General features: G+C 70.3%; 16 protein-coding genes and 1 tRNA gene. 12 read left to right on the top strand and 5 right to left on the bottom strand.

Annotated elements, in window-relative coordinates; genetic code table 11:
* The first annotated feature begins 346 nt into the window (after positions 1–346).
* Positions 347–742 (top strand): AbrB/MazE/SpoVT family DNA-binding domain-containing protein, encoded by a 396-nt coding sequence (locus KXC43_RS41970; protein WP_221381851.1) that lies wholly within the window; start codon positions 347–349, stop codon positions 740–742.
* Positions 739–1,878, top strand: a complete 1,140-nt coding sequence (locus KXC43_RS41975) for a tyrosine-type recombinase/integrase (RefSeq protein ID WP_308129508.1) — start codon at positions 739–741, stop codon at positions 1,876–1,878. Before KXC43_RS41970 ends, KXC43_RS41975 begins: the two co-directional genes overlap by 4 nt.
* A gap of 184 nt (positions 1,879–2,062) precedes the next feature.
* On the opposite strand, the gene KXC43_RS41980 is transcribed toward KXC43_RS41975, so the two are convergent.
* A tRNA-Leu gene (locus KXC43_RS41980) sits at positions 2,063–2,147 on the bottom strand.
* A 1,344-nt stretch (positions 2,148–3,491) separates the two neighbouring features.
* Here KXC43_RS41980 and KXC43_RS41985 point away from each other — a divergent pair.
* The 7 genes from KXC43_RS41985 (at position 3,492) to KXC43_RS42015 (ending at position 12,975) form a co-directional block, all read left to right on the top strand.
* Complete coding sequence (locus KXC43_RS41985; protein WP_221381852.1) at positions 3,492–4,127, top strand: fibronectin type III domain-containing protein; 636 nt, start codon at positions 3,492–3,494, stop codon at positions 4,125–4,127.
* Positions 4,128–4,253: 126 nt separating this feature from the next.
* Positions 4,254–6,875 (top strand): fibronectin type III domain-containing protein, encoded by a 2,622-nt coding sequence (locus tag KXC43_RS41990; protein ID WP_308129509.1) that lies wholly within the window; start codon positions 4,254–4,256, stop codon positions 6,873–6,875.
* A 22-nt stretch (positions 6,876–6,897) separates the two neighbouring features.
* Positions 6,898–7,887 carry an AAA family ATPase gene (locus KXC43_RS41995; protein ID WP_221381854.1) on the top strand — a complete coding sequence of 330 codons (990 nt, stop codon included), beginning with the start codon at positions 6,898–6,900 and terminating at the stop codon, positions 7,885–7,887.
* Complete coding sequence (locus tag KXC43_RS42000) at positions 7,884–9,128, top strand: DUF58 domain-containing protein (protein ID WP_308129510.1); 1,245 nt, start codon at positions 7,884–7,886, stop codon at positions 9,126–9,128. Before KXC43_RS41995 ends, KXC43_RS42000 begins: the two co-directional genes overlap by 4 nt.
* Entirely contained in the window at positions 9,122–11,350 is a 2,229-nt protein-coding gene (locus KXC43_RS42005; RefSeq protein WP_221381855.1) for a transglutaminase TgpA family protein, read from the top strand. The genes KXC43_RS42000 and KXC43_RS42005 overlap by 7 nt, the downstream gene beginning before the upstream one ends.
* Positions 11,347–11,550: a hypothetical protein gene (locus KXC43_RS42010; protein ID WP_221381856.1), complete on the top strand. Its 204-nt coding sequence runs from the start codon at positions 11,347–11,349 to the stop codon at positions 11,548–11,550. Before KXC43_RS42005 ends, KXC43_RS42010 begins: the two co-directional genes overlap by 4 nt.
* Before the next feature lie 51 nt (positions 11,551–11,601).
* Positions 11,602–12,975: a serine hydrolase domain-containing protein gene (locus tag KXC43_RS42015; protein ID WP_221381857.1), complete on the top strand. Its 1,374-nt coding sequence runs from the start codon at positions 11,602–11,604 to the stop codon at positions 12,973–12,975.
* An 85-nt stretch (positions 12,976–13,060) separates the two neighbouring features.
* Here the strand turns inward: KXC43_RS42015 and KXC43_RS42020 are convergent, their stop codons facing one another.
* From KXC43_RS42020 to KXC43_RS42030, 3 genes are all read right to left on the bottom strand, one after another.
* Positions 13,061–13,444: a hypothetical protein gene (locus tag KXC43_RS42020; RefSeq protein WP_221381858.1), complete on the bottom strand. Its 384-nt coding sequence runs from the start codon at positions 13,442–13,444 to the stop codon at positions 13,061–13,063.
* A gap of 158 nt (positions 13,445–13,602) precedes the next feature.
* A complete protein-coding gene (locus tag KXC43_RS42025; RefSeq protein WP_221381859.1) occupies positions 13,603–14,805 on the bottom strand; it encodes an NACHT domain-containing protein in 1,203 nt (400 codons plus the stop codon).
* Positions 14,796–15,629, bottom strand: a complete 834-nt coding sequence (locus KXC43_RS42030; RefSeq protein ID WP_221381860.1) for a hypothetical protein — start codon at positions 15,627–15,629, stop codon at positions 14,796–14,798. The genes KXC43_RS42025 and KXC43_RS42030 overlap by 10 nt, the downstream gene beginning before the upstream one ends.
* A 960-nt stretch (positions 15,630–16,589) precedes the next feature.
* Between KXC43_RS42030 and KXC43_RS42035 the strand changes: the two genes are divergently transcribed.
* Both KXC43_RS42035 and KXC43_RS42040 read left to right on the top strand, forming a co-directional pair.
* Positions 16,590–18,542, top strand: coding sequence for a PP2C family protein-serine/threonine phosphatase (locus KXC43_RS42035; protein WP_221381861.1), 1,953 nt, complete (start codon positions 16,590–16,592; stop codon positions 18,540–18,542).
* Positions 18,543–18,941: 399 nt separating this feature from the next.
* Positions 18,942–22,031, top strand: a complete 3,090-nt coding sequence (locus KXC43_RS42040; RefSeq protein ID WP_221381862.1) for an AfsR/SARP family transcriptional regulator — start codon at positions 18,942–18,944, stop codon at positions 22,029–22,031.
* Here KXC43_RS42040 and KXC43_RS42045 read toward each other — a convergent pair.
* Positions 22,026–24,257 carry a PAS domain S-box protein gene (locus KXC43_RS42045; protein ID WP_255645766.1) on the bottom strand — a complete coding sequence of 744 codons (2,232 nt, stop codon included), beginning with the start codon at positions 24,255–24,257 and terminating at the stop codon, positions 22,026–22,028. The two genes, KXC43_RS42040 and KXC43_RS42045, sit on opposite strands and share 6 nt — an antisense overlap.
* Between KXC43_RS42045 and KXC43_RS42050 the strand changes: the two genes are divergently transcribed.
* Positions 24,202–24,573, top strand: a complete 372-nt coding sequence (locus KXC43_RS42050) for an ester cyclase (RefSeq protein WP_255645754.1) — start codon at positions 24,202–24,204, stop codon at positions 24,571–24,573. The two genes, KXC43_RS42045 and KXC43_RS42050, sit on opposite strands and share 56 nt — an antisense overlap.
* Positions 24,574–24,578 lie beyond the last annotated feature (5 nt).

The following is a 24,578-nucleotide window of genomic DNA, read 5'->3' on the forward strand; positions in this document are numbered from 1 at the left end:
CTGATCGACGGCTACTTCACCGGAACAGGTCTACCTCCACCAACACCACCCTGACCCCCACCCCAAAAGGGCTCTAGTGGTCCGCGGTAGTCCTCTCTGGTCCGGGGCGGTACCGCAGATTCTTGTGGGACCACCAAGGACAGCCGAAGACCACTGTCGCCGTGGACAGCCAGGAGGTGTCCTTGGTAGAAGCGCCCAGCTCGCGATTCCGCCAGCTGAGCGCCTTCCATCGCAGTGGCTGGGCAAGGGGGTAGCAGTTGTGCACCAGCACGCACCGGGCCATACGGCTGTGCCACCATCGCAGCACCATCTACCTCGGCAGGCAGCCTCTCCGTCCCCGATTCCAGTGCCCGTTCTGCTGCAGTCCCGCTACGTCCGTCCAGCGTTCTACTCAGTCACGGTTGTCGACGGTCACGGCCGGATAGCGGCAACCACTCCCTTGCGCGCGCTCGGCTGGACACCCGGAACCGTCCTCGAGTTCGGCGTCGACGCCAACCGCCTCATCACCGCGTTTCGCATCGAGGGTCCGCCACCGCCGGGCAGCACCGCACCGCGCCGGGAAGTCACCCCACGAGGCCACCTCAACCTGCCTGCTGCCATCCGCCGCCGCGCAGACATCAGCACCGGCGACCGGCTCCTCACCGCCGCAGACACCAACGCCGGCATCCTCCGGCTCCTCCCACCGAAAGTCCTCGCGCTGATCCTGCACGCCTACACCGCCGACCAGGACCAACCGCCGTGACAACGCCGAACGCCGACGGCACCAGCCCGACCGACAGCAACATAGCTTTGGTCGCTGCCCTCATGGCGCAGCTCAACATCACCGCCGACCAGCTCCCCCGCACCGACGCTGCCCCACGCCCGAACCGAGCCATTCCTACCTTCGACGACTACATCCCCCAGGTCGCCGACGGTGTGGTCGCCGGAACTCGCCGCGTCTACGACACCTACTGGCGGCGCATCCGCGAGAAATGGGGACACCGGCGTCTCGACGAGCCCACACCCCTGGAGATCAGACGATTCGCCGAGGAAGTCCGCCAAAACGCCGTCATCCGCCGCAACCACCGCGGCGGAGCCGGCGCCGCCGAACACCTCATCGCGGCCTTCCGCTGCATCTACCGCTACGCCGTCGCCGACCGGCTCATCGAGGCAGGAAACAACCCGGCCGCCCGGGTCGACAAACCCCACCGCCAGCCCAGCCTGCGACACGCACTCCCCGACCCCGCCCTCGCCGCAATCATCAAAGTCGCCGGCGAAACCGGCAACGACCCCGACCTCGACCTACTCATCCTGCGCCTGCACATAGAAACCGCATGCCGCCGCGGCGGCGCACTCGCGCTCAGACGCCAAGACCTCGACACCGACCAGTGCCTCGTCCGGCTCCAGGAGAAAGGCCAAACCCAACGCTGGCAGCCGATCTCACCGACCCTCACCGCATCGCTGATCGCCCACCACAGCGAACGCTCCGACGGCAGCCCGGCGGGGCAGCTGCTGCGCTATCGCGGCGGCCGACCCGTCGGCCGCCGCCGCTACGACCACCTCTGGCACCGCATCGGCACCTACCTGCCCTGGGTCGCCGTCCAACAGATCAGCGTCCACTGGATACGCCACACCACCCTCACCTGGATCGAACGGCACTTCTCCTACGCGATCGCCCGCGCCTTCGCCGGCCACGCCGGCGGCAGCGAAGCCGGCACCACCGCGACCTACGTCAAAGCCACCCTGCAGGAAATCGCTCAAGCACTCGCCACGATGACCGGCGAACCACATCCCGTCGCCGACATGGACCCCATGGCATCAATGCTCCGCGCCGAAGCTCTGACCTGGTCGAATGACGCAACCCAGCCTCACGACACGGTCCCGGCCGAAGATTCTTAAGCGGTGTGACCGCGATCACCTGCGGCGCATTTGCCCTGCTCAGAACACCTACAAAGCCATACAAGTAATGGCCAGCCCCATGGGCTGGCCATTACTCGTATGGCTTCGAGAACTACTGACGATCGGGCATCTGGATATCATGTGCCCATGAACACCCATGCCGTGCATGGATGCTACGGATTTGTGTCCGGAGGGGGACTTGAACCCCCACGCCCGATAAAGGGCACTAGCACCTCAAGCTAGCGCGTCTGCCATTCCGCCACCCGGACCTGCATTGCTACCTGTTGAGGGCCGACTCAGGTCGGCGTCCCAGCGGGCCGCACAGGAGAGAACTTTACACGGCCTCGCGTAGGGGTTGCAGGGAGGGTGGGGGTGGGGACAAAAGGGGGCATACGCCCGGGTTGGGTGGGGTGGGGTGGCCTGGGGGTTCTGTTGCGGGCAGCATGGCCTGCGTGTCGCAGCCATCGCCTCTTGCTCCCGCTCGGCAGCGGGCTCTTGCACTTGCCTCGTCGGGGGATCTGGCGGGGGCCCGGGCCATGCTCGAGCAGGCGGTGGAGCTGGGGAAGATCAATCTTTCCGAGGATGATCCGGACGTTCTTCTCACCGGCTTCGAGCTGGGGCGGGTGCTTCAGCAGAGTGATGATCCGATGGCGGCTCGGCGGGTGCTGGAGGAGGCTTACGCGGCTGGGCAGTGGCGGCTGGGGGACTCGGATCCGCTCATGTTGCAGATTTCGCATGACATCGGGGTGGTGGCTGAGGAGCTGGGGAATCGGCACGAGGCGCGCAAGGCCTTCTCCCGGGTGGCCGAGTTGGGGCCGGGCGCGTTGGGTGCGGGGCACTGGGCGGTTGCCCGGGCTCGGGCCTATCTGGGGGCGGGTCAATTAGGCGTACGGGGGGAAAGCGTTCCGAGCCACCCGGCATCTGCGGGTGACGCGCCGACCACGGTGTTCGAGGCCGTGCCTCCGGAGCCTCGGCGTGGCGAGGTGCGACCGCCGTCCGACGCCAACCAGCAGGTCTGGACTGCGCCCGACACGGTCAGCGGGCCCCGGCCAGCGCCGGTAGAACAGCCGGCCATCGACCCGCGATCCGGGTCGTCCGCGCCTTACCCGCACAATCCCCAGATACCGGTCCAGCGGTCCGAGGCATTCCAGCCAACTACGCCGGCCGCCCAGGGCGTGCCCTTCAGCGCAACCGCCCACCCGGGTCCGCGACCCGATGCGAGTCCCGACCGGAGCACGGCGCCCGGCACTTCCGCTTACCCCGGCGCACCGACCACGGGTGCGGCCGCGCCCGCCAGTGGAAGCAGCCGACTCCACCCGGGTGCGTCCGGCAATGAAGCCGCCCCGCCCTACCCGAACGCGCCTGCAAGTGGAGGCTCCCCGCTTCACCCAAACGCGCCCATCAGCGGAGCCGCCCTGCCTCCCCCAAGCGCGCCGGCGAGCGGATCCGCCCCGTCCTACCCCAGCGTGCCAGCGAGTGGAAGCGCCCCCTCCTACCCGAACGCGCCCGCCAGCGGAAGCGCCCCTTCCTACCCGAACGCGCCCGCCAGTGGAGGCGGCGCGCCGCCCGTCGACCCCTACTTCCCTGACGCCGGCGACCCCGCCCGTCCGGGCGTGCCGTCGAGCGGAGGCGCCCACCCGGGGACGCTGCGCGGGGAGCCCGTCTATCCGAGCGCACCGGGCAGCGGTGGCCCCTACACGACCACGCCGGGTGAGTCGTATCCGCACGGGTCGGGTTACTCCGAGGCGCCGGGTGCGGGCCAAGTGTTCGCGCCTGCGTACCCGTCCGGCGGCGCCGGCCCGTACGCGCAAGCAAGCGACAGCCCCGCCGGGCGTAAGGGGCTCGGGGTTTTCGCCGCTGTGGCGGCGGTGCTGGCGGCCGTCATTGCTGTTGCGGCGCTGGTCTTCGTGCTGGCCAACCGGACGAGTGACTCGTCTGACAATGACAATGTGCCAACTCTGGCGGGGCCGCCGCCCACCGATGTGCGGCTGCGGGACACCGGGGCCACGGTCGACGTCAACTGGACGGATCCGACCCAGGCCACCGTGTCCTTCATGGTCATCATGGGGCGGCCGGGGCAGGAATTGAAGCCGGTCGGGACGGTCGGACCTGGGCAGACATCGTTCGAGATGACTGGGCTCAACGCCACCGTCAACTACTGCTTCGCGGTTGTCGCCGTCTACAGCGGGAATCAGTTCGCTACGTCGCCGCAGGCGTGCACCAGCCGGGCTTCGGCTACTCCACGATAGAGGTCCGTGACTCTCCGGAAGAGATGATCACTCTGCGCTACCGTCCTTATCCACAGCGGGTATCGACGCCTGCCGCACTCCCCTATGATGGCCTGCGTTCCGGGTTCCAACGGGGAGGAAGTGGCAGTGACCAGCGCAGACGAGGTGACCGTCGACCAACCGAAGCGCCGCAGGCGCCGCGGCTATCTGGTCACTGTGGGCACCGTCCTGAGTCTGGCTGGTGGCCTCGCGCTCACCGTGCTGGGGCTGGGTTCGGCCGATCAGGCCGTCGCCAGTTTCGACTCCGCGTCGTGGGTCTGGAGCAAGGCGAAGGGCGAGGTCGCGCGGATCAACGGGGTCACCGCCAAGGTCGACACGCGCGTCGACGTGCCCAAGGCCCGCGGCCACCAGGTGCAGATCGTGCAGAACGACCGGTTCGTGATCCTGCGGGACGTGAACACCGGCGCGATCGGGTCGATGGACCTGACCACGCTGCAGGAGTTCTGGAGCGCCTCCGCCACCTCGGGCATCGGGGTTCGGGTCGCCCTGCACGAGGACTCGGTGTTCGTCATCGACACCGTGCAGGGGCAGGTGCAGCAGCTCGACCCGCGCACGCTGGGCAAGGTGGGCAATCCGCTGCGGTTCCCGCCCGGTGTCGCGGGCGGGGTCTTCGACGGCAAGGGGCGGCTGTGGGTCGCGGCGCCCAGCGAGGGCACGGTCACGGCGATCACACCGGCGGCCACCTCCCCCTCCGCGCCGGTCAAGAACGAACCCCAGCGCGTACGTACGGAGTCCGTGGCCCAGCCGGCACACGACCTCACCCTCTCGACCCTCGAGGACGGCGTGGCCGTGCTCGACCGCACCAACAACAAGCTGCACACCGTGCTGGGCAGCCAGCCGTCCTTCACCAGCGCCACGCTGCCGCTGCCGGGGCCGGGCACGCTCGCCCCGCACACCGACGGCGAGCGCGTGCCGGTGACCGTGCCCGACGCGCGGCACGTCTATGTGGCCGGTGAAAATGGGTTCCGCAGCGACTTCGCGGTGCCGGGCGACGGCGAGAACCTGCAACCGGCCGTGGCCTGGAAGGGCTACTTCTACGTGGCCGACGCGACCGGCGCGGTGCGCGTGTTCGACTCGGCGGGCAAGCGGCAGAAAGACATCGGCTTCCGCAACCCGGGCGGGCCGCTCGAGCTCGAGGTGCGCGAGGGCTACCTGTTCATCAACGCACCGGGCTCGTCCACCGCACGCGTCGTCGACGGCTCCCACGCGGTACGAACCGTCGACAAGTACGCCGACGATGTGCTCGGGGGCGACGCTCCGCCCGCGCCGCCGGAGGCTCCTCCCCCGCCGCCCAAGCCCAAGAAGCCGGTCGTCACCAAGCCGAGCGCCCCGCGCAACGTGCGGGCCGCCGCCGGCAACGCCGAGGCCCGGGTGACCTGGCAGGCCGCGCGCGACAACGGCGCCGCGATCACCCGCTACATCGTGACCGGTGCGGGGCGCAGCTTCCAGGTCGGCGCCGACCAGCGCGCGCTCACCGTCACGGGGCTGGTCAACGGGCAGACGTACGAGTTCTCGGTGCGCGCGGTGAACAAGAAGGGGGAGGGCCCGGCGCGAACGAGCAACTCCGTGCGTCCCACCTCCGAGGTGCCCGATGCGCCGACCGCGGTGACCGCCGAGGCCAAGCCGGACGGATCCGTCGTGGTCACCTGGCCGCCGGCCAACGGGCAGGGGCTCGAGATCCGCCGCTACACGGTGACCGCGATCAGCGAGGGCGGCAGCGCCCCGATCGGCGAGGCCACCGAGGCCTCGCTGACCATCAAGGACGGCGAGCTCGAGTACGGCAAGCAGTACGCGTTCACGGTCGTGTCGGTCAACGAGCGCGGGGCCGGGTCGAAGGCGTCGCCGATCAGCGGCAGCGTTGTGCCGTTCACCAAGCCGGGCAAGCCCGAGGGCACCGACGCGGCGACGGCCGGCGACCAGGCGGGCTCCATCTCGGTGGCGTGGCAGCCCTCGGCCGACAACGGGCGCCCGATCACCAAGTACGTGGTGAGCGCGGGCGACAAGAGCCTGGACGTCACCGACGGCACGGCGGCCACGCTGACCGGGTTCGAGTCCGGCGCCACGGTCGCGGTCGAGGTGCGCGCGGTCAACGAGGCCGGCGAGAGTGAGCCGGGCACGGCCACCGCCAAGACGGTCGCGTTGCCGCGGATCACGATCACCGGGGTGGACCCGACGTTCAACACGGCGACGGTGCGGTTCAGCGTGGACGCGGGCGGCGGCACGGCCAGTTGCACCGCCGCGGCCAACGGCGTCGCCGCGGTGTCCGGCGCGTGCACCGGCATCAGGGTCAACGGGCTCAAGCCGAGCACGAGGTACACGTTCACGGTGACCGCCAAGAACGCGGCCGGCACGGTCAAGGAGACCGCGACGGCCACCACCGATGCGCTCTTCGGCGTTGCCACCTGCAAGAACGGCCAGGAGGGCGAGACCGCGACGTACTGCGACAAGGATCGCGACGGCCGCAACGGCAACGAGATCTTCAGCGTCGCCCGGCAGGACAACGGCAACCAGGTCGGCTGGGCCAAGCCGGGAACGCGGCTGCAGGCGTACTGCAAGAAGTCCGGCCAAGAGGTGTACGCCTACATCTACAACAACGAGAAGCGCAGCACCTGGTGGGTTCAGGTCAACTACAGCGGCAAGAACTACATCCCGTGGGCCTGGCTGAACCTCGAAGGCGGGGACAAGCTGAACAACCTGCCGACCTGCTGAGCTGAGCTACTGGGGAACACAAGTGACGGAACCACTGCCGCCGCAGCACATTCACGGCTTCGCCGAGGTGGCGGCCGCGCTCGCCGAGAGGATCGGCGCGGTCGTGCTGGGCAAGCCGGAGGTGGTGCGGCTCGCGCTCACCGCGATGTTCGCGCAGGGGCACGTGCTGCTCGAGGACGTGCCCGGCGTGGGCAAGACGACGCTGGCCCGCGCCCTGGCGGCGTCCATTCAGGGGCAGTGGCGGCGCATTCAGTTCACGCCCGACCTGCTGCCCTCCGACGTGTCCGGCGTGACGATCTTCAACCAGGCCTCGCGCGGGTTCGAGTTCCACCCGGGGCCGGTGTTCGCGAACATCGTCATCGCCGACGAGATCAACCGGGCCTCGCCCAAGACGCAGTCGGCGCTGCTCGAGGTGATGGAGGAACGCCGCGTCACCGTCGACGGCGTGCCGCACCCGGTGCCGCAGCCGTTCCTGGTGGTGGCCACGCAGAACCCGGTCGAGATGGACGGCACCTACCGGCTCCCCGAGGCGCAGCTCGACCGGTTCCTGGTGAAGCTGTCGGTCGGCTACCCGAGCGAAGACGTCGAGGTCGAGGTGTTGCGCGGAGCGGCGCTGCGCTCCCCCGACGCGCTGGAGCCGATCACCGACACGGCGGTGGTCGGTGAGATGGTGCGCATGGCGACCCGGGTGCACATTGCCGACCCGCTTTACACGTACGCGGTGCGGCTGGCCGCCGCCACCCGCAACCACCCGCAGGTGCGGGTCGGGGTCAGCCCGCGTGGGGTGATCGCGCTGACCCGGGCGGCCTGCGCGTACGCGCTGATCAACGCTCGCGGGTACGTGCTGCCCGAGGACTTCAAGACGCTGATCGAGCCGGTGTTCGCGCACCGCGTGCTGCTCTCGGCCGACGCCCAGCTGCGCGGGGTGACGGCGGGCGAGGTGCTGCAGGACGCGGTGCGGTCGGTGCCGGTGCCGTTGCCCGACACGACCCGCGTCACGGCCGGGGCGTGAGCACGCCTACGCCCCCGGGAGAGCTGCCGCTGCCGGTCGGCAGCGCTCCGCCGACCGGCGGCGGCCCCTCCCTGACGGTCGCGCGTCTGCGGCAATGGCGTGGTCTGACGGGGGTCACGGCCCGCGGGTACGGGATCGCGGCGGCCGCGGCGGGGCTGTTGGTGGCGGGATTCCGTTACGGGTACCCGGATCTGGCGATGTTGGGGGCCGCGGCGGGCGTCGCTCTCGTGTGTGCGGTGGGGTTCGCTTCGTGGCGGCCTCGGCTCGGAGTGGAGCGGGTGGCTGAGCCGGACCGGGTCGCGCGGGGTGAGGCGGCTCGGATGACGCTCACCGTGCGGAACACGAGCCGGCTGCGGGCGGCCAACCTGGTGGCCTCGGATCGGTGCGGGAGCCGGGCGGTTCCGGTGCCGTTGCTGCGGTTGCGGCCGGGGCGGGACACGACCGTCGGGTATCCGGTGCCGACCAGCCGGCGGGGCATCGTGCCGATCGGGCCGTTGCGGGTCACCCGGGGGGATCCGCTCGGGCTGGTGACGCTGGCCCGTACGTACGGTGGGCTCGCTGAAGTGTGGGTGCACCCGCGGATTCATCTGCTCCGGGCGGTGCCGGCCGGGATGGCCCGCAGCCTCGACGGGCGTATCGACAAGGTGCCGCACGGGACGATCACGTTCGACACGCTTCGCGAGTACGTGATCGGCGACGAGCTGCGCCGGGTGCACTGGCGGTCCAGCGCCAAGGTGGGCGAGCTGATGGTGCGCGAGCAGCTCGACACGTCCGAGCCGACGATCGTCGTGCTGCTCGACGATCGGGCCGCCGCGCATCCGGAGCTGCGGGACGGGACGGCCGAGTCGTTCGAGGCGGCCTGCGAGGCGGCGGCGTCCATCGTGGCCGCGGCGGTGCGCGAGGACATCCCGGTCAGCCTGCACCTGGTCACCGACGTCGCGAGCGGACCCTATCTCGACGTGCTCACCCGGGCGACGCTGCGGCCGGGCGATCTGGCGGCGACCTTGCGACGCGTACGGGCTCAGCGGCTCGGCGACACCCTGGTGTTCCTCACCGGGCCCGGCGGTCGCGAGGACCTGGGGGCGGTGAGCGCGCTGCGCGGCCCGTACCCCGTGGTGATGGCCGGCCTGTTCGGCGACCGCGACGGCGCTCCGGTCTCGGCGGGCGACGGCCTGATCGTCATCGAGGCCGCCGACGGCAACGAGTTCGCCGCCGCCTGGGACGGGGTCCGCGGATGGTGAGGTGGATTCGCGCTGCGGTGGTGGCGGCGGCCCTGGCGGGCATGATCTCGCTGTCGGGCGTGGTGCTGGGACGGATCTTCTCCGGGGCTCTGCTGCTGGAACTGGTGGCGGGGGCGGCCATCGGGTCGGTGGGCCTCAGTCTCGCTTGTCGGCGGCTGCCCAACTGGGTGGTGGCGCCGCTCTCGGCCGTGCTGCTGGGCGGCTACACCGTGCTGGCCCTGCTGATCGCGGCCAATCAGGCCGAGCTGACCGGGCCGCTGACGCGCATCGTCCGGGAGAGCCTGGAGAACGGGATCCCGCGGCTGCTCACGGCCCTGATTCCGGTGGAGCCCACTCCGGACACTGTTGTCGTGCCGGTCATCGCGGCCTGGCTGGCGGGGTTGGCGGGCGCCGAGATCGCGGTCCGGGCCGGGCGGGTGCTGCTGGGGCTCGTACCGGTGGCCGGGCTTTATGGTGGTTCGCTGTATGTGGTGGGTCCCAACGCTGATTCGGCGGGGACCACCACCGTTGTCTTCGCCGTGCTCGCGGTGGTCGCGTTGGCCGCCAGCGCCCGGGACACCACCCGGACGGACGGGACGGTGGGAAACAAGGCGCGTGGACGGGCGTTGGTCAGTGCCGCGGCGGGGCTGGCGGCCGTGCTGGTGCTCATCGTGGCCGTGGGGCCGTGGATCAGTGGGCAGGTCGGGTCCACGCCGGTGGATCCCCGGCAGTACGTCGAGCCGCCTCAGGTGGACAGCCTGGACGAGAGCCCGCTCAACCGGATCTCGGGGTGGGCCCTCACGCCCAAGGAGCCGCTGCTGAAGGTCTCGAAGGCGTCCGCCTCACCCGGCAAACGGCTGCGGCTGCGGCTCGCGGTGCTGCCGGACTACGACGGAGTGACCTGGCGGGTCGGCGCCACCTATCGCAACGCGGGGCGCATTCTGCCGGCGCAGCCGAGGATGCCGGACGCTCAGATCACCGAGGTGCGGCAGACCGTCATCGTGGACGGGCTGACCGGGCGGCTGCTGCCGGTCGTGCCCACGCCGACCGGGGTGGACGGGGCGCGGGTGGCGTTCGACGCGTCGACCGGCACGATGATCCGGCCCGAGGGGCTGACACCAGGTCTGCGGTACGCGGTCACGTCCGAACTGCAGACGCCGGACCTCAACTTGCTGCCGACCGCCGACGTGCCGTCCGGGGACGCGGTGGCCCGCTACCTGGCCGTGGGCGCCTCGCAGATCCCGCCGCAGATCCAGCGCCTGGCCGACCAGCTCGCCGAGGACAACGGGGCCGCCTTCGACCGGGCCATCACGATCGAGGAGTTCCTGGCCGAGCACTACCGCAAGGTCGCCGACGCCCCCAGCGGGCACGCGTTCCCCAACCTGAACTTCTTCCTGTTCGGGCCGCGGCAACAGGGCGGGCAGGTCGGCACGTCGGAGCAGTTCGCGGCGTCGTTCGCCCTGCTCGCCCGGCTCACCGGGCTGCCCAGCCGGGTCGTGGTGGGCTTCGACGCGCCCGCGGCGGGCGGGATCGTCACCGCGGGCAGCGCGCTCGCCTGGCCCGAGGTGCTGTTCGACGGGCTGGGCTGGGTGGCGTTCGACCCGATGCCGAAGGACAAGAACCCGCGCCCGGTCGAGGAGGACTTCACCCCGAAGCCGACAAAGCCACCGACCCCGCCGTCGGAACCGCCGCCGCCCTCGGAGACACCCGCGTCGTCGGGGCCGCCCGCGGCGCTCGCGGCCGAGCCCGGCGGAGGACCGTCCGCGGGGCTGGTGGCGGGCGGCGCGTCCGGGTCGGTGTTGCTGGCGCTGATCGCGGCGGCCGGGGCCGTCGTGCTTCTGCGGCGCTCGCTGCGCCGGCAACGGCTGTTCGCGGGCAGCCCGGACGACCGGATCACGGGGGCGTGGGCCGAGTTCCGGGACGCGCTGCGGCTCGCCGGTCAGCCGGTGCCCCCGCATCTGGCGGCCAGCGAGGCGGCGGCGTACGCGGGGAAACCGGAACCACCCCGCAAGCGCCTGCGCAAGGCCGTGCCGGAGCCCGCCGCAGGCGAGATGCCGCCGCTGGACGAGCTGGTCGCCGGCATCAACACGGTCGGCTTCGCGCCCGGCTCGGCCGACGAAACCCAGGCCGCGAGGGCCGGCGACCAGGCCGTCGCGTACGCCACCGAACTACGAGCCCGCCGCTCCTGGTGGCGCCGCCTGTGGTGGAGCCTCCACCCCGGCCCGCTGCGCTGGCACCGGTGAACCGGCCGAACAACGATCTGCTGATGCACCGGCACCGCTGGAACTGGACAGATGCATCATATTTCCACTTCGTCGCGCCGAATCTGCTCGCCGCATGGCAATCCGACTCCACACTCGCCAGTCCGAACCACCGGCAGCCGTGGTCCGCGACTGGTGGGTTGATTCGCGGCAAAGGCGCCACCACCAGGCCTTTTGCGTGATTGATTCTTTCCAGCCGCACCGTCGCGGCAACCGTTGAGGAAGAGAGTCACATGCGCACCAGCCATCCCCACAGGTCGGTCCGGGTGAAAGCCGCCGTCACCGCCTTGCTGCTCGGCGCCGGCGCCATCGCCGCAGTGAGTGCCCCCGCCCATGCCCGGCCGGCCGTGCCCGCCTTCGCCACCGGCCTGTCGCCGGAGCTGCAACGCCTGCTCGATCAGGTCGGACGGCACATCTCACTGCGCGAATTACAAGCCGACGGCACCCTGGCCGGGCTGCAGCGGGCCACCCCGGCAGCCGAGCCGAGCAGCCTCGACCTCACCGCCGAGGAGGCCGACCGGCCGCGGTCCGGCAAGGTCGCCACGCCGGGCACGACGTTCGACATGGCCTGGTTCGAGCGCAACCTGCGGGCCGCGCTGACCGGCAAGACCGTCGGGTACGCGTACTCGATCGGCAAGGCCGGCCAGCTCGACCGGCAGGCCGGGGTCGGCTCCGCGCGGGTGGCGCCGGACAACCCGGTCACCGCCCAGTCGGCCACCAAGGCGATGACCATTGCCAGCGTCAGCAAGCCGGTCACCGCGGCGGCCGTGCTGCGCCTGCTGGAGCAGAAGAACATCTCGGTCGACAGCGGGATCGGGCCGTGGCTGCCGTCAGCCTGGAAGCGCGGCGCCAACGTCGACAAGATCACGTTCAGGCAGCTGATGACCCACACCAGCGGCCTGCTGCAGAACTACCAGACCGCCACCGGCACCACCGGTGGCAAGTCGACCGGCGCGTGGGACAACATCCGCATCGCGATCGGCCAGGACCTGGGGTCCAAGGGCTTCAAGTACGCGAACATGAACTTCAGCATCTTCCGCATCATGGTGCCGAAGATCGCGTACGGGGTGGACCTGAGCCCGCTGTACGACGCGCCGCCGGCCAACATCACCAAGGCGCAGATCGATTACCTGACCGGGATCGTGTTCCTCGGTTACCTCAAGCCGGTCCTGGCGCTGGCCAAGGCCTCAGTGGGCTGCGCCAACGCCGACGCCAACCCGACCAAGCTGTACGCGTACCCGACCGGCGGCCAAGCCGGCTGGGGCCCGCAGGACTACACCACCGGCTGCGGCGGCTACGGCTACAACATGTCCGCCAACGGGATCACCTCGTTCCTGTCGCACATCCGCTACACCGAGAAGGTGATCTCGGCGGACGCGCGCAAGCTGATGGTCGACGACAACGTCGGCATGTACTCCTACGACGGCGCCTACGGCACCTACCACGGCCACAACGGCTCGTGGACGCAGTCCGGCAACCGGGGGATGCGCAGCTGCGCCATGTCGTTCCACATCCACGTCGACGCGTCGCTGCTGGTCAACAGCCGCGGCGACTACCCGAGCCCGTGCGCCATCCTGCTCGACGCGTTCGACAACGCCTGGCACTGAGCACAGCTCATGACGGCCGGGGCCCGCGGGCCCCGGCCGTCACGTGTTCGCGGCGTGCACTCGGTTGTTGCGGATCCAGCGGAAGTCAGGTGGCGCGTCGAGCCGCCGGCGGCCGGCTCGCCACCTCGCCGCTGCGCTCGACCAGTAGGCAGCCGATCTCGTCCACCGCCTCCCCGGTCAGGTCAGCCACGACGTTGGCCGCCCGGGCGTAGGTCCTGGCCCATTCGCGGAAGGCGGGACGGCTGCCGGGCGGCACGGCGACGACTCCCGGACGGCCGGGGTAGGAGTTGCCGTACTCGTCGCCGTGCGGCGCAACGTACCGCCGGTGTACGCCGTCGTGGTTGGCCTGAAGGATGTCGGTCAGCAGGTCCAGTGTCTCCGGCTCGAACAAGCCGGGCCGCGTCCGGAGGGCAGCGATCGTGCGGTGGACGTGTCGCCAGTCGCCTACCTTCTCGAGTGCCGCCAGCACGTGGCCGGGTGCGACGGGTTCGGCAAGTGTGGAAAGAAGTTCGTCCAGCTGTCTGCGGCCCGGCCAGCGTCGCCAGGACGAGGGCCGACGCGATCGCCGCCATGACCATGCCCATGGCGTGGGCGAGTATGCCGAACAGCCGGGCGTCGAAGAGGGGTTCACGGCTGCGGTTCCACCAGGCCAGGGGCATCGCGACCCAGCGGATCGGTGACGGGGTCCGGCCGGTCAGGGCCAGGTCCATCGCGCAGCCGGCCCAGGACAGGGCGTACAGCACTGCCGCACACCCGGCCAGGATGCCCGCCGTGGACGAGGTCTGTTGAACGACCCAGCCGATCAGGACGGCGGTGGCGGAGATTCGCGTCAGCCGGCCCAGCACCCGGAGGACCACGCCGCCGCCGCGCTGGACCGGGATCTCCCAATCGACCAGTGGGTCCACGGAGACCGGCAGCGCCGATCGGCCCAGCCCGGCACGGCGGTGCCATAGTGCCAGGTGTGCCACGGCTGCCACGCCGGCCACCGGCACGGCCGGGGTGTGCCACGGCGAGCAGGCGCAGGACACGTATGTGGTCGTCCCGGCGTCCGGTGCGCCAAGCGTGCATCAGCACCTCACTGGCGGCGAGGCGCAACGCGGGCGGCACGCGGCCCGCGAGGTCGCCGAGCCCGGCCGCCAAGACCTCCAGAGCCTTGCGGACACCGTCCGGCCACGGTGGCTCGTCGTCCCGCGGATCCCGGCGGACCAGGCGCGCCTCGATCTCACCGAGTAGAGCCGTGCTGCCCGGCGAGCCGCTCTGCAGAACGTGTACGGCAACCTCTCGCCACCGGTCGTCGGCGATCAGCGCCGATCGGTTCACCAGGTCGGGCCGGTCGAGGACCGCCTTGGTGGCGAGGTACTCCTGGAGACGCCGGTGCCGGAAGGTGAACATCCGCCCGTGCGTCGTGTCGGTGCGGTCGGCCAGGCCGCTGCGAATCAGTCCGTCGAGCACGTCGGTCGTCACCGCAGCCGACCAGACGGCTGGGTCGTGCGCCGTCAGCGCGGCCTGCAGGTGGCGCTCGTCGGCGGCGAGGCCCAGCCCGTCGACCGCCGTCATGCAGTAGGCGATGTCGGCGGCCCGGGCGAGAAGCTCGTCCGACCGCAGGGTGCCGCGAACGTATTCGTCGAACGCGGCGTACACGCTTGTGGGCAGTCGATCGGTGGTCGCAACGTGTCGACAGGCAAGATCCAGTCGAAACGGGTTGGCGGCGAAGGCACCGACCGGGGACCACGCGTGATCGAGTTCCGCGAACAGCATCCCGCGCTGCCCGTCCGTGAGGTCGTCGTTGCGCCGGACCAGCCACCTGCGTTGCCCCCGGGTCATCGGCACGACACGCGCCCGGGGAAGTCGCACCGCCGACGGCCCCGGGAACAGGCGGGACGCGATGACCGCCGGGCAGCCGGTCTGCTTGGCGAAGTCGATGAGGGCCTTGGCGTTGCGGGCGACGCGGTCGTCGGCGCCCTCGACGGCGGTGAGCGCCGGGATCTCGTCGAACGCGTCGAAGAGAAGGAGCAGTTGTCCTCGGCGGAGCCGGTCCTCGAGGGCCTTGAGCAGATCGCGCCGATCGTGGTGTCGCCCGCGATGTTGACGACCTTCTCGACGTGCTGGTAGACGCTTGCGAAGTCCGGGGCGCCGTCGGGCCGGAAGCCGCCGAGCGGTACGTACACGGTGAGCCGGCTCGGTCGACGCCACCATTGCCCGGCCCGGACGGCGCAGCTGTCGGTGTGATGGCGCAGCGCCGTGGTCTTGCCTGCCAGCGCGTCACCTTCCAGATGGACGACGCCGCGGCGGTGCCGGCGCAGCACGCGGGCCAGCAAGCGTGGCCGGGTGTGCCCGTCGAGCGTCACGGACAACGGCACGATGCGCTGTTGCCAGTCGTGCAGCGGGACGGCGGGGCCGGCCGCGACGGCCAGCGCCTCCGCGAGCTCCCTGCCCCGGCCTTTGTCGTCGCGCGCTGCACCCGCCCGACCGAGCAGCGCCGCGGCCACGCACGACAGGACCACGAAGCCCAGCAGCCACGGCACCGGCTCAGCCTTCACGAGCTTCAGCGGCCCGGCCGGCGCGTCGCTCACGAAGTTGACCGCCAATGCCGTCAGCACGCCGGCGACGACGACGAACGACTGCGCGATGCCGAACCAGTACCGTCTTCGCATCTCACCACCTAGCCGAGCACTGCGTCGGTCAGCTAGCTGCACGCGCCCTGGACAGGGGTGGAAAGGCGCTGTCGGCAAGACGACACCCTATCGTTGCTCGTCGACGCAGAGTCACCATACAGTGGCGCCGGGTGGCGGGGCGAGGCGCAGCACCTTGGGATGATGGTCGCCAACCAAGCTGCCGCCGTCAGTGAATCGACCATTAAGCCGGACGTTGTCGGGCGCCGTTCAGCCGGCTGGCCCTCACCATGGTTTGCCGTGGACCGATGACACGGCCATCCGCAGTGACCTCGGTGCCGCGAACGTCGTACCAGCTCTCACCGTCGAGCACGTGCGGCTGTGCCCAGTCGACGCTGCTGACGACTATCCGCAGCTCACCAGCGCCGAACCGGTAGTCCGTCTCCGCGAGGATCCACACCTGTGCGCCGGACCCGCTCTCTCGCTCCATGCCGCGCCCCGTCGTCGCCGGAGCCCACCAAGTAAGGCCCGGATGCCGCAAGCATCCCCGTGCGCGCGCAGCGGCGCGAGCTTCTGCACGTGCATCTGCACTAGCGGGGCGGTGTTTTGGCTGAAGGTTCAACCCCGGCCCTCCGTACGCACGATTGCCTGTGCGCGTTGTGTCGCCGCGCCGACACCTGTAAGGAAGACCGTGTGCCGACGCGCGTGTGGACGGTGGTGGAGGTCCAGTCGCACCGTCGGGCCGCAATCGGACTCAGTGTGCGACACCACGCCATCACGCGATGGGACAACCGTTGGGTCAGCCGGACGGAGTCGGACAACGTTCACCACTCGGCGACGGTTGTCGAAGCGGCCGCTACCGGCGACACCGATCAAGCGGCGATCCAGCTGGGTGATCGGCACGCGATACACCGGACGTCCGAAGCGACCTCGTCGGAGTGGAGTTCATGGATTCGTCAGGCATCGGGGCACTGAGGCGTTCGCGACCGGATCGCGGTTGAGATGGCGAACTCGCCGCGCGACTATCTGCAACGCCTGGCCGAGCTTGACGCGTCCATCGCCGGCGCCCAGCTACCTCCGGACGCGCTCCTGGAACGCGCGGCCGGCCTCATCGCCGGGCGCGTTGGCTGCCGCGTCAGCGAGGCGCACACACAAATTCTGCGGATCGCCCAGGCGCAGGGATGCTCGGCGCAGGAGATCGCCGGCGACGTGTTGAGCACCTTGGAGTCGGGGCTGCCGCTGGACGCCCGTGTGGTCCGGGCCGCGATCGAGGAAGTGCTACCTGTCCGGCCACCTGTGCAGCACCCCGCCGAACCGGCCCGGGCCGATGTCGAGATGTCCGCCGAAGACGGCTGGGCCCGTACGACCCAACAGGTATTGGCGGCCGTCGGTGGCAATCACACTGCGGTGACGCCGATATGTGACGCTGACGGGCGGATCCGCGATTTCGGCATCGTGGCCGTCAGCCAGTCCGTGGTCGACCCGTCCGGCCGCCGCGGCGACGAACTCGTCGGCTGCCTGGTCAGCGAGGCGGACCCCGGCCTCGTCGGCGGGCCGATCTGGCAGGCCTGGCAGGAAACCCTCGCCGACCGGACGCCACGCCGTGTCGGACCGCTGCCCTACGAGCGCACCTTCGGCGAGGCCACGATCGCGGTCCCGGTGGTTGTGCAGATCCACCCCGTCGGCCCGGGGCTGGTCAACACCTGGACACGACCGGACGAACAGAGCCGGCTCAGCGATCGGATCGCCCAGACCGAACGGCTCAGCCGTCTCGGGTGGGGTGAATGGGACCTGCTCTCCGGTGAGGTCGTCTGGTCCGACGAGATGTACCGGATCTACGAGCGGGAACCCGCCGACGGTCCGCTGAGCGGACAGCAGTCACGGGCGCTGTGGCTTGCCGAGGACGAACCGATCCATCAGCAAGGAGCCATCGCCTTCGGACGCGGTGACACAGTGGACATGACCTACCGCGCCCTCATCGGCGGCAGAATCAAGCACCTGCGGTGCGTCGTCGACGCGGTACGCGACACCGCCGGCCGTCCGATCAAGGTGTTCGGCGTCGTCCAGGACGTGACCGCGCAGGAGGTCAACCGAGCCGATCTGGCCAAGATCGAGCTGCAGCTGCACGAGCACCGGCTGAGGCTGCGGGCCCGGGACGAACTCGCCGCCCAGTTGCAACACATCATCCTGCCGATCCCGGACGGAACCATCGAGTTACCCGGACTGCACGCCGCAGTCCGGTACCTGCCCGCGGAACAAGCCAGCCGGGTGGGCGGCGACTGGTATCACGCCGCCGCTCTCGGCGACGGACACGTCCTGATCGCCGTCGGTGACGCAGCCGGGCACGGCATCCAAGCGGCCACCGCCATGGCACGCCTGCGTCACGCGCTCGCGGCCCTGAGCATCACGACCACAACCGATCCAGCACAGTTACTGTCCTTTCTGAACATGCTCCTGCGCGCCGGCAACCACAACATCGCCACCGCCACCGCCGTGGTCGCCCGCTACCACCCGGTCGATCGCACACTCGTCTGGGCGCAAGCGGGTCACCCGCCGCCCCTGCTGAGCCACGAAGGCAGCATCACCGCCCTGAACCGGCCCCGCGGCCCGTTGCTCGGCGCCCTGCCCGAGCCCGTCTACGAGACCGCGACAGTACGCCTGAACCGATCCGACGTGCTCCTGCTCTACACCGACGGGCTGGTCGAACACCGGGAACAACCCCTCGCCGACGGATTCGCGGCGGCCATCCAGACGATGCGCGACGCCGGCGACGACCCACCGTTGACCGACCTCGTCGGCCGGTTCCGCCGGGCCAACGCCGAGGACGACACCTGCATCATGGCCGTACGACCGGCATCGCCTCCTCCGGCAACCGGCGCACCGACCCTCGAGGCCTCCGCCGGGACGCCCGCGGATGAGCGGGCCGCGGTCGATCCGATCAGAGCCGCAATGTGACGCCCACCATGCCGGCTCCCGGTTCTGTGCCGGTGTCGTCGTGCACATGGACCGCAGCTCCACCAGCGCCCTGAGAAGCATCGCCGAGTGCCCGCGACAGCGCCGCGAAAGCCGGCCGAAAGCGCCCTGTCCTACCGTTTGCTCAGCGCACGGGGGCCGCTCTCCGGCAGGCATTTCCCGGGTTTGGAGGTGACGCATTGCGAAGTATTCATCACTTTCGGGGGAATCCGGCGAATGCCCGCCGGGGCGGGCGCACCGAGATTGAAGTGTTGCCGCGCGCCGCACCTGGCGCGCGGTAACGCCTGCTCCAACGGCTTGCCAACGCGTGGCACGACCGTTGCGCAGCGGTCCGCCGTGCCGCCGGTCGTGGCGATGTTCGCGGCTCGCTACGGTAGCGGGGTGGAGTTCGGTCTGCTCGGTCCGCTCGAGGTGGTCCACGAAGGACGGTTGTTGCCGATCCGGGCTGGTAAGCAAAGGGCGCTGCTCGCTGCCCTGCTCCTGCGTACGGGAAGATCAGTGCCGCTCGACGAGCTGGTCGACATCGTCTGGGGCGACGGGTCACCGGCCAATCCGCGGAGCACCATCCAGATCTACGTGAATCGGCTGCGCGCGGCGGTCGGCGACGTCATCGAGACCACCTCCGACGGGTACCGGATCGCAGCCCGGGCGACGGACGTCGACATCGGGCGTTTCGAGGAACTGCTCGCCCGCGCCGGCAGCCACGGCGAGCGCGGCGATCTGCCCGGTGAGGCCGAAGCCCTGCGCGAGGCGCTGGCCCTGTGGCGGGGCGAACCGCTCGCGGACGTGCCCTCCGACGTCCTGCACCGGGAGGTCGCGCCGCATCTGCGCGAGCAGCGCATGCGCGCGCTGGAACGGCGCATCGACGTGGATCTGAGCCACGGCCGGCACGCGGAGCTGACCGGTGAGCTGATGGTGTTGACAGCCCAGCATCCCCTGCGGGAACGGCTGTGGGCGCAGCTCATGTCGGCGTTCCACCGTGGCGGGAGGCAGGCGGACGCGCTGGAGGCGTACCAGACGGTGCGCCACCGGCTCGCCGACGAACTCGGCATCGATCCCGGCCCCGAACTGCAGGAGATACACGCGGCCGTGCTGGCCGGCGGATCGACGCAGGACGGGTCGACCACCCGGCCGCGGATTCCGAGACAGCTGCCGCCCGCACCCCATCGCTTCACCGGCCGGGCAAGCGAGCTCGCCCGGTTGGACGCCCTGCTGCGTGACACCGGACCGGACGGAACACCGCTGATCGGCGCCGTCACCGGCACGGCTGGAGTCGGGAAGTCGGCACTGGCGGCGCATTGGGCCCGGCGGGTCGCCGACGAGTTTCCCGACGGGCAGCTGTGGGTGAACCTGCGCGGCCACGGCCCTGACCGGACCGTGCCGCCTGAGCAGGCGCTCGCGGTGCTCCTGCGCGGCTTGGGCGTCCCCGGCACAGAGATCCCGGTGGAGCCGGAAGCTCGGGCCGGGCTCTACCGATCGTTGCTCGAGGGCCGCCGGATGCTGATTGTGCTGGACAACGCCCGCAACCCGGGTCAGGTCCGGCCCCTGCTGCCCGGCGCCCCCGGTTGCTTCGTCCTGCTGACCAGCCGCGACGACATGACCGGCCTGGTGGTTCGCGACGGCGCCGTCCGGGTCCGGCTGGATCTGCTCACCCACCCGGAATCCGTCGCACTGCTCCGGAAGTTGCTCGGTCCGACGGCTGTCGACGACGACCCCGAGGCGCTGGACGAGCTGGTCCGGCTGTGTGCCCGACTGCCGCTGGCGCTGCGGATCGCCGCAGACCGGGTCGCCGGCGGGAATACCCCGCTCCCGGATGCGGTCGAAGACCTGGACCACGGACGCCGGCTGGACGCGTTTGCCGCAGGCGGCGACCCCCACACGGCGCTGCGGGCGGTGCTCTCCTGGTCGTACCGGGCGCTTCAGCCCGCCGCGGCCGGACTGTTCCGCCTTCTCGGACTCGTCCCGGGCGACGACTGGGACGCGCCGGCCGCCGCGGCCCTCGCCCGTCAGCCGCTCGCCGACGTGGAACCGCTCCTCGGCGCCCTGACGTCAGCGCACCTGATCGAGCAATACCGTGACCGGTACGGAATGCACGATCTGCTCCGGGCGTACGCCATCGAGCTTGTCGACCGTGAGCCCGACCGGGAGGTCGCGTGGCAGGGGCTGTGCCACCACTACCTGGCCAGGTCGGCAGCCGCAGCGGAGCGCACCTTCCCGGTGGAACTCGGCCTGCCGCGGCCGCCGGCCGACCCGGCCGGTTTCGGTACGGCCGAGGAGTCCGTCCGCTGGCTGGACGCCAACCGGGTGTGCGTCGTGGCGGCGTGTCGCCGTGCCGCCGACACCGGGCCGCTGGAGGTCGCCTGGCAGCTGGCCGACGTGCTGCGGGCCTACCTGTTCCAGAACCGGCACACGGCCGACGCGCGCACCGTTGTCGAGGCCGGCTTGTCGGCCGCACGTCAGGCCGGCGACGTGCGGGCCGAGGCCACCATGTCGTACGCGCTCGGCAGCCTGTGCGGCCTCGTGGACGACTTCGCGGGGGCGCGCCGGAACCACCGGACCGCACTCGATCTGTTCGGCCAGGTCGACGACCGGGACGGCCGGGTCGCGGCGACGGTCGGGCTGGGCTCGGCCCACGCCGACCTCGGTGAGCTGACGCAGGCACGGGCGCTGCTCGGCGAGGCCGTCGTCGAGGCCCGCCGGCAGGGACTGGCCGACCTGACCGGGATCGCCCTCGCCACCCTGTTCGCCCTGCATCACAGCGAGGGAGAACTGCACGCCGCGGTCACCTGCATCACCGAAGCCCTGGACCTGTTCCGCGCGAAGGCGAACAACCAGCGCGTGATCCCGATGTTGATCAACCGGGCGGTGTCGACGCGGCTGATCGGCCAGTACGACGAGTCATGGCGAGACGTGACCGAGGGACTGGCCCTCGCTCGCAAGGCGGGGATGCGGCACTACGAGGCCAGCGCCAACGTCGTGCTGGCGCTGACGGCTCTCGACACCCGGCAGCCCGACGTGGCATTCGACCATGCGACGCAGGGACTGCAGCTCATTCTGACCGCGGGACTGAAGGAGTACGAGGCGGCGGCCCGCACGGCTCTGGGCTGGACGCACTGGGTGCGAGGCGAGGACGACCTCGCCGTCGAGTCTCACGCCCGCTGCCTGGAGATCGCCCAGGAGACCGGCTTCGTGTTGTCCGAACTCCAGGGACACATCGGCCTGGCCAGCGGGCACTATCGGCTCGGTAACGTCGACACCGCGCTCGAGCACGTACGGCAGGCGTTGTCGGGCGCCCACGAGCGACGGTTCCGGCTGGCCGAATGCCAGGCGGCCCAACTGCTGGCAATGATCGCCGCCGACCGCGGGGACCTGGCCGCCCACCGCGAGCACGCGGCCCGCGCCGAGCAGATCAAACAGGACACCGGCTATCTGCCCTCGTGGTACATGCCCGGCCCGGGAGCGCGATCATAGCCGAACGTGGGACCGGCTTCTTTCGCGCGTCGCTGCGAGCTTGTGGAGCAGGTCGGCGGCGGTGAAGGGCTTCTCGAGGAAGGCGATGTCCTCGTCGAGGATGCGGGTGGTGCCGAGCAGGCCGTTGCTGTAGCCGGACATGTAGAGCACGGGAAGGCCGGGCTGGCGTTCGTGCAGCAGCTCGGCCAGACGTCGCCCGGAGATCCCGGGAATGATCACGTCGGTGAGCAGGGCGTCGCAGCCGTGTTCTTCGTACAGGGCAAGCGCTTCCGTGGCATCGGCGGCGGTGAGCACGTGGTATCCGGCGCCGGTGAGGATGCGGGTGGTCACACGGGCGAGAGCTGGTTCGTCCTCGACGACGAGCACCGTGCTGCCGTCTCCTCGCGGCGGCGGCGTTGTCGCCACGGGCGAGGATGCGGTCGTGTCAGCCGCTGTGGTCACCAGTGGAAGGTAGATCCGGAAGGTGGTGCCGATGCCCGGTTCCGAGTACACGTTGATACTGCCTCCGGCTTCGGTCACGATGCCGTAGACGGTGGCAAGGCCCAGTCCGGTGCCTTGGCCCTGGGGCTTGGTCGTGTAGAACGGTTCGAACATCCGCGCTGCGGTCTCCGGCGACATCCCCTCGCCGGTGTCGCTGACCAGCAGGCGGGCGTAGGTGCCGGCGGGCAAGGGTGGTTGCATGTCGATTTCGTCGCCGTCCAGGGTGGCGCAGTTGGCTTCCAGCACCAGCGTGCCGCCTTCAGACATCGCGTCGCGGGCGTTGACTGCCAGGTTCAACAGCACCTGTTGGAGTTGGCCGGGATCGGCGCGCACGGTCACCGGCTCCGGCGAGTGCACCGCAATCAGGTCGATGTGCTTGCCGATGGTTCGTTCCAACATCATTTGAACTTCGGTGACCGCCGCGTTGAGATCCACGTCCTGAGGCTGGATGGCCTCCGCGCGGGTGAAGGTCAGCAACTGCCGGGTCAGGTTGGTGGCCCGCTCCACCGCCGTACGTACCTGAGTCAGGTCAGTCTGAACGTCCGGCCGATCAGTGGTCTGCTCCGCCACGAACTCGGTGTAGTTGGCGATGATCGCCAGGATGTTGTTGAAGTCGTGGGCGACGCCGCCGGCCAGCTTGCCGAGACTCTCCATGCGCTGTGCTTGATTGCTACGTTCCTCGATGGCGCGCCGGCGTTCGGCGGCCTCCTTCGCCGCGGTGATGTCACGGGCGACGGCCGAGGCCCCGATGACGGCGCCGGCCTGATCCTTGATCGGCGTGATGCTCAGCGCGACGTCGACGAGTGTCCCGTCCTTGCGTAGCCGCCGCGTCTCGTACGCGATGCCACGCTCACCCTGCCTGACCCGGGCGAGCGCGTCCTGCTGCTCGCCGAATCCCGTCTCGTCGGCCAACATGGTGGCGAGCCGGCCGAGGACCTCATCGGCCTTGTACCCGAAAAGGCGTTCCGCGCCACCGTTCCACGCCGTGATGATCCCTTCCGGAGTGACGCCCACGACCGCGTCGTCGGTATGTTCGACCACGGTCGCCAGGGTGGCGCGATGAGCCTCCGCGGCGTCCCGGGCGGCGCGTTCCCGAGCGTCGGCCTCGTCCAGCCGGCGCTGGCCCCACGGGTCGACGTAGATGGCGCCCTTGCCCAGCAGGACGCCGTATCCCCGGCGCAGCGTCCAGTAGTAGACGCCTACGGCGGCGGTGAAGAGGTCCCACAGCGCCGAGGTCCACGGCCATCCGGCGCCGTCCGTGTGGGTCAGGTGAGCGGCCGGGACCTGGATGACTGTCCGGTAGGCCATCACCGCGTGCAGACCGTGGCCGACCGCGCAACTGAAGAAGATCAACGCGGTGGCGGTGGCGAGCCTGTTGGTGCGCAGTTGCCCGGCCCGGGCGACCGGTACCACGATCGCCACCGTGATTGCCGCATAGGCGGCCATGATCACCAGATTGCCCAGTAGATAGATCTGGTCCGGCATACCCCTCCGTTCGGACAACCGCGCTGCAACCTGAGGGTGCCCGCTCTTTACATTGCGGTCGTATTGCAAAAGGCCGCCGACGCGGATACGGTGCAGTCGTATTGCAAAACCGGCGGACGCCGAGACTCGGCCGCGAAGGGAAGCGATCACCATGACGGATTCGATCGAGAGGCACGTGACGGTCGTACGGACGGCCTTCGAAAAGATGCAGCGCGGCGACCTCGACGCGTGCGCCGAACAGCTCACCGAAAATTTCATCATCAACCTGCCCGGACTGCCCGAGCCCCTGCACGGCCGCGAGGTCTGGAAGTTCGGCGTCCAAGCCATGCGCGACGGATTCCCCGACCTTCGCATCACGATCGAGGACATCTTCGGCGCCGATGACAGGGTCGCGGTGCGTCTGCACTTCAGCGGCACCCACACCGGATCATTCCAGGATGTGCCGGCCACTCAGCGGCAGGTCGCGTTCTCCAGCATTGACATCTACCGCGTCGAAGGCGACAAGCTGGCGGAGGAATGGGTGTCACCCGACATGATGGGCCTCATGCGGCAGATCTCCGACCCCGCCCACTCCTGACACCG

Origin of the sequence: Paractinoplanes polyasparticus (assembly GCF_019710575.1) — a bacterium.
In the GTDB taxonomy this organism is placed as follows: domain Bacteria; phylum Actinomycetota; class Actinomycetes; order Mycobacteriales; family Micromonosporaceae; genus Actinoplanes; species Actinoplanes polyasparticus.